5 protein-coding genes are annotated in these 4,695 nt (G+C 75.8%); 1 reads left to right on the top strand and 4 read right to left on the bottom strand.

Annotated elements, in window-relative coordinates:
* Both C6N75_RS23415 and C6N75_RS23410 read right to left on the bottom strand, forming a co-directional pair.
* Positions 1-1,275 (bottom strand): bifunctional phosphatase PAP2/diacylglycerol kinase family protein (locus C6N75_RS23415; RefSeq protein ID WP_105870880.1); only part of this gene is annotated, 1,275 nt, incomplete at its 3' end.
* 245 nt (positions 1,276-1,520) lie between these two features.
* Complete coding sequence (locus C6N75_RS23410; protein WP_105870879.1) at positions 1,521-2,684, bottom strand: baeRF2 domain-containing protein; 1,164 nt, start codon at positions 2,682-2,684, stop codon at positions 1,521-1,523.
* Positions 2,685-2,886: 202 nt separating this feature from the next.
* Between C6N75_RS23410 and C6N75_RS23405 the strand changes: the two genes are divergently transcribed.
* Entirely contained in the window at positions 2,887-3,474 is a 588-nt protein-coding gene (locus C6N75_RS23405; protein WP_105870878.1) for a TIGR03086 family metal-binding protein, read from the top strand.
* Between the two features lie 103 nt (positions 3,475-3,577).
* Here the strand turns inward: C6N75_RS23405 and C6N75_RS23400 are convergent, their stop codons facing one another.
* The gene (locus C6N75_RS23400; protein ID WP_105870877.1) at positions 3,578-4,123 is read right to left on the bottom strand and encodes a type 1 glutamine amidotransferase domain-containing protein; all 546 of its coding nucleotides are present in this window, start codon (positions 4,121-4,123) and stop codon (positions 3,578-3,580) included.
* A 48-nt stretch (positions 4,124-4,171) separates the two neighbouring features.
* A complete protein-coding gene (locus tag C6N75_RS23395; RefSeq protein WP_105870876.1) occupies positions 4,172-4,546 on the bottom strand; it encodes a DUF2795 domain-containing protein in 375 nt (124 codons plus the stop codon).
* Positions 4,547-4,695: the final 149 nt, after the last annotated feature.

The following is a 4,695-nucleotide window of genomic DNA, read 5'->3' as shown; positions in this document are numbered from 1 at the left end:
CACGTCCAGCAGCCCGTCCGCCAGGTCGTAGCGGCGGCCGGGCGTCGGCCCCATCCGCCGGTACACGCAGTTCCCCGCGAACAGCAGCCACAGCGGCCGGTGCTCACCGCCGATCTCCGCCTCCAGCGGATGCCGGCCGCGCAGCACCCGCAGCGCCCCGTACACCCCGGCCGGCCAGCCCCCGATCCGCGGCGACCAGCGCTCGCGCATCCGCACCAGCTCCGGGTACACGCCCAGGCTGAAGGTGTTCAGGAAGTAGCCGAACGGAGCGCCGTCCGGGCCGGGGGAGAAGCGCCCGAGGTCCACCCGGACCGCGTCCCCGGCGGCCAGCGCCCGGCAGGTGTCATGCACCGACTCGATGCCCAGGTCGTACGCGAAGTGGTTGAGCGTCCCGCCGGGGAACACCGCCAGCGGCACCCCGTGCCGGGCGGCCACCGCCGCAGCCCGGTTGACCGTGCCGTCGCCGCCGAGCACCCCCAGCGCCTGGAACTCCCCGTCGGCCGCCGCCTTCTCCAGCGTCTCCGGCACCTCGTCCGGCTCGACCTCCAGCACCCGGGCGCACGGCAGCGCGTCGCGGACGAGGCCGGCGTACTCCGCCGAGCCCGAGGCCCGGTTGACGACCACCACCAGGCCGTCGCCGGCCGGCAGCGCGGGCGCGTCGGCGTGCGGCCGGCCCGGGGCCGGGAGCTGGTCGCGGGTCGGCACCATGCCGCGCAGCGCGAACGCGCACCCCACCCCGAGCGCCGCGCCCACCAGGACGTCACTCGGATAGTGCACCCCGGTGTAGACCCTCGACAGCGCCACGGCGGCGGCGACCGGCGCGACGGCCGCGCCCCAGCCCTTGGACTCCAGCAGCACCCCGGTGGCGAAGGCCGCCGCCGAGGCCGAGTGCCCGGACGGGAAGGAGGTGGTGATCGGCTGCCGCTTGAGCTGCCGCATCACCGGCACCGAGTCCAGCACCGGGCGGTTGCGCCGCACCGAGCGCTTGGCGACGGTGTTGACCGCCGCCGAGGCCAGCGCCAGCGACGCCGCCCCGCGCACGGCCGCCCGCCGGGACCGGGCGCCGCGCCCCAACAGGGCGATGCCGGCGGCCGTGCCGAACCACAGCAGCCCGTGGTTGGCGCTGCGGCTGAGGCGGGGCAGCACCCGGTCGCCGCCCGGCCAGTGCCGGACGGCGACCCGGTAGAAGACGTCCCGGTCCCACTCCGAGAGCAGGGCGGCGACGCGGGCACGGACGGTGTCGGCAGCGGGCTGCACGGCATGCGGATCGGACATGCCGTCCGCGTACCCCGGCCCGCGCCCGGCACGCTCCCGCCCCGAACACGCGCGCCGCCCGCCGCGCGACGGCTTCGACCGGCGTACCGCCTGCTCGGCGGCCGAACCGGCGTACCGTCCGCGCGGCGGCCGGTGTCCGCCGGCGTGCCGCCCGCGGCAAGGGCCTCCGCCGGCGTACGGCCCGACCGGCGGCCTCCGGCGGCCTCCGGCGGACGGGGCCGGGGGGAGTCCGCGGCCCGGGGCGCCTAACCCGCGCCGGTGTGCGCGGCCTCGCGCTCCTCCTCCGCGTACGGCCAGCGCAGCAGCGCGCCCAGACCGCCGACCGGCACGTCGTCGTCGTCCTCCACGCGCACCCGCAGCACGTCCGCGCCGGTCATCACCGCGGACCGCAGCAGCGCGTCGTCCGCCCTGGCCGGCAGCGGCTCGCTCTCACCCAGGTAGTGCGTCTCGCTGCGGCGCACCGCGATCTGGTCCGGGTCCGCGCCCACCCACACCTCGCGGTGGGCGTCCGGCCCCTCGGTGCGGATCAGCAGCTCGGCGATCCGGTGCTCCCGGGCCGCCTCCACCAGCGCGGGCACCCCCTCCGCCGCCGACGGGCCGCCGCCGGCGTCCGAACGGGCCGAGCGGAACCGGTCCAGCTCCTGGTCGGCGGTGCGCCGCAGATGCTCCTCGCGGGCCGCCTCCACATCCTCGTCGAGCAGCCGGGTGCCCGCCCCGCCGGCCCGGCCGCCGTGCTCGCTCTCCACCGCCAGCGGCCGAACGTCGGCGGGCAGCTTCTCGTGCACCGAGCGCCGCTCCCGGGCGTCGCCGGCCAGCACGATCAGGTCCGCGCCGGTCTCGTGCTCGCTCTCCGCGACGGCCTGGGCGATCGTGCGGGCGTTCTCCTCCCAGGTGTTCTCCACGCTGGTCTGGAAGTGGCGTTCGGACCAGTCCGCGGAGGCGGTGCGGTGCACCGGCCAGTCCCGGCCCTCGACGTGCCCGGCCGGCTGCTCGCCGTGCGGTCCGCGCAGCTCCAGGTCCGCGCCGGTGCGGTCGACGTACGCCACCAGGCAGACCGGGTCCGCGGCGGCCAGGTCCAGCAGCGGGCCCAGCCTCGGCAGCGCCGCCCAGGTGACGTCGGCGGGCGCGAGCGGCCGGCGGGTCAGCGGCGGATCGAGCACCACCTCGCCATGCGCCGCGAACACCGCCCGCCCCTGCTGATGCGGCGGGACCGGGCCGCTGGTCAGCGCCTCGTACACGGCCCGCGCGGTGTCCGTGTCGCAGCCCTGCCCGACCAGCTCCCGGGCCGCGTCGCGGGCCTGGAGCTCACGCCGCTCCTGGGCGGACTCGTCCACCACGGAGGTGTCCAGATAGACGCTGGCCCACGGCCCCGGACGGTCGAAGAGGCTGGTGAGAAAGGAGAGTTGCATGGGTCGATCCCTCCCGGATCGGGGGTCGTCCGTTCGTGCGTCCGCCGACGAGTACCCGACGCCCGGTACGCCACACAGCCCACTCGCGTCCGCCCCACGGGGCCACCGGATCCCCTCCTGTCGCCGCCGCGCCGGTGTCGGGGAAGAGTGGTCGGGAACCCGACCGGCATCGCAGCCGAACCACCCGGAGGTGGCAACCGCAATGCCCAACCCGCACGTCCCGTCCGAGCTGCCGGCCCGGCACGTCGAGGCCCTGAAGCTCTTCTCCGAGCGGGTGCACGCCATCCGCCCGGACCAGTGGGACGACCCCACACCCTGCACCGAGTGGTCCGTCCGCGACCTGGTGGCCCACCTCGTGGGCGAGCAGCTCTGGGTGGTGCCGCTGGTCTCCGAGCACCGCACCATGGCGGAGGTCGGCGACGCCTTCGACGGCGACGTCCTCGGCGACGACCCGGTCGCCGCCTGGGACGACGCGGCCGCCGGGGCGCGCGCCGCGTTCGCCGAGAAGGGCGCGCTGGACCGGGTGGTGCACCTGTCCTACGGGCAGACGCCCGCGACCGCCTACTGCGCCCAGATGATCACCGACCTCACCGTGCACGCCTGGGACCTGTCCCGGGGCATCGGCGCGGACGAGTCGCTGCCCGAGACGCTCGTCCGGTTCGCGCTGCGCGAGGTCGGCCCCAACGCCGGCGCGCTCGCCGGCAGCGGGCTGTTCGCCCAGGCGCTGCCCACCCCGCAGGACGCCGACGCCCAGACCAGGCTGCTGGCGCTGACCGGTCGCCGCGCCTGATGCACGCAGCGCACACACGAAGAAGGCTCCTCGTCCGCCGCGCGGGACGAGGAGCCTTCTTCGTGTGCGGGCCGGGCGCCGGCCGGTGTGCCGGCCGGGCGCGTCAGCCCTGGGACGCCTTGGCGAACTCCGCCGTGAAAGCCTCGGTGAACGCCTTCAGGTCGTCCGGCTTGCGGCTGGTGATCAGGGTGGCCGGCTCGGAGGTGCAGACCTTGACCTGCTCGTCCACCCAGCGGCCGCCCGCGTTGGCGATGTCGGTCTTCAGACTCGGCCAGGAGGTCAGCGTCCGGCCGCGCAGCACGTCCGCCTCCACCAGCGTCCACGGCGCGTGGCAGATCGCCGCCACCGGCTTGCCCGCCTCGAAGAAGCCGCGCACGAAGCCGACCGCCTTCTCGTCGGTGCGCAGGAAGTCGGGGTTGGCGACGCCGCCGGGCAGGACCAGCGCGTCGAAGTCGGCGGCGGACACCTCCGCGACGGTCCGGTCCACCGGGAAGGTGTCCGCCTTGTCGAGGTGGTTGAACGCCTGGATCTCGCCGGAGTCCGTGGACACCAGGACGGGCGTGTCACCGCTGTCCTTCACGGCCTGCCAGGGCTCGGTCAGCTCCACCTGCTCGACGCCCTCGGGCGCCACCAGAAAAGCGATCTGCACGGGTCTTCTCCTCGTCGCTGTTGCTCGCATGGTCGGTGTGCGCCCCGCTCACGCGGGGTGCGGGCGCCGCTCCAGGGCCACCGCCACGTCCTGCACGCTGCGGTAGGTGTCGTCCTTGGGAAGCGCCGCCACCCGGTCCAGCAGGTGGTCCGGGGCGTGCCGTTCGCGCAGTACGCGCTGAAGGTCGCCGCGGTGCGCCGGGAACGGCGTCCGGGCCAGGAACCGGGCCAGCTCCAGCCTCAGCGCCTCGAACGGGTCGGCCGGCATGTCCGGCGACGCCAGTCGCGGATCGTCGTCGGCGATCGGCTCGGGGTCGTGCCACTCCTCGCTGCGCGTGGGGTGACCGGACCGGAGCAGCCCCTTGAGCTGGTGCTTCATCTCGTCGTCCTGGCGGCGGCTGAGCCGGTCACTGCCTCGCTGCATTGCGCCCTCCAACATCCTCGGGTGCGGTCGCCGGGGCGGGTACCCGAGCACACCGAGGCAAACCGGCCGTCTCCTGCCCGGATCGCCGTCGGTACGGGGGAGTTCCGGCCGCCCCGCAGGGCTGCCGTCCCACGGATGCGACGCGCCCT

Origin of the sequence: Streptomyces solincola, from assembly GCF_002982015.1 — a bacterium.
Classification (GTDB): domain Bacteria; phylum Actinomycetota; class Actinomycetes; order Streptomycetales; family Streptomycetaceae; genus Streptomyces; species Streptomyces solincola.
The sequence above is the reverse complement of the archived record's forward strand: the minus strand, read 5'-3'. Positions and strand labels throughout refer to the sequence as shown.

Excerpts from the sequence above, each read along its gene's own strand:
- C6N75_RS23405 (WP_105870878.1), top strand. The coding sequence starts at position 2,887 with ATGCCCAACCCGCACGTCCCGTCCGAGCTGCCGGCCCGGCACGTCGAG.
- C6N75_RS23410 (WP_105870879.1), bottom strand. The coding sequence starts at position 2,684 with ATGCAACTCTCCTTTCTCACCAGCCTCTTCGACCGTCCGGGGCCGTGG.
- C6N75_RS23395 (WP_105870876.1), bottom strand. The coding sequence starts at position 4,546 with ATGCAGCGAGGCAGTGACCGGCTCAGCCGCCGCCAGGACGACGAGATG.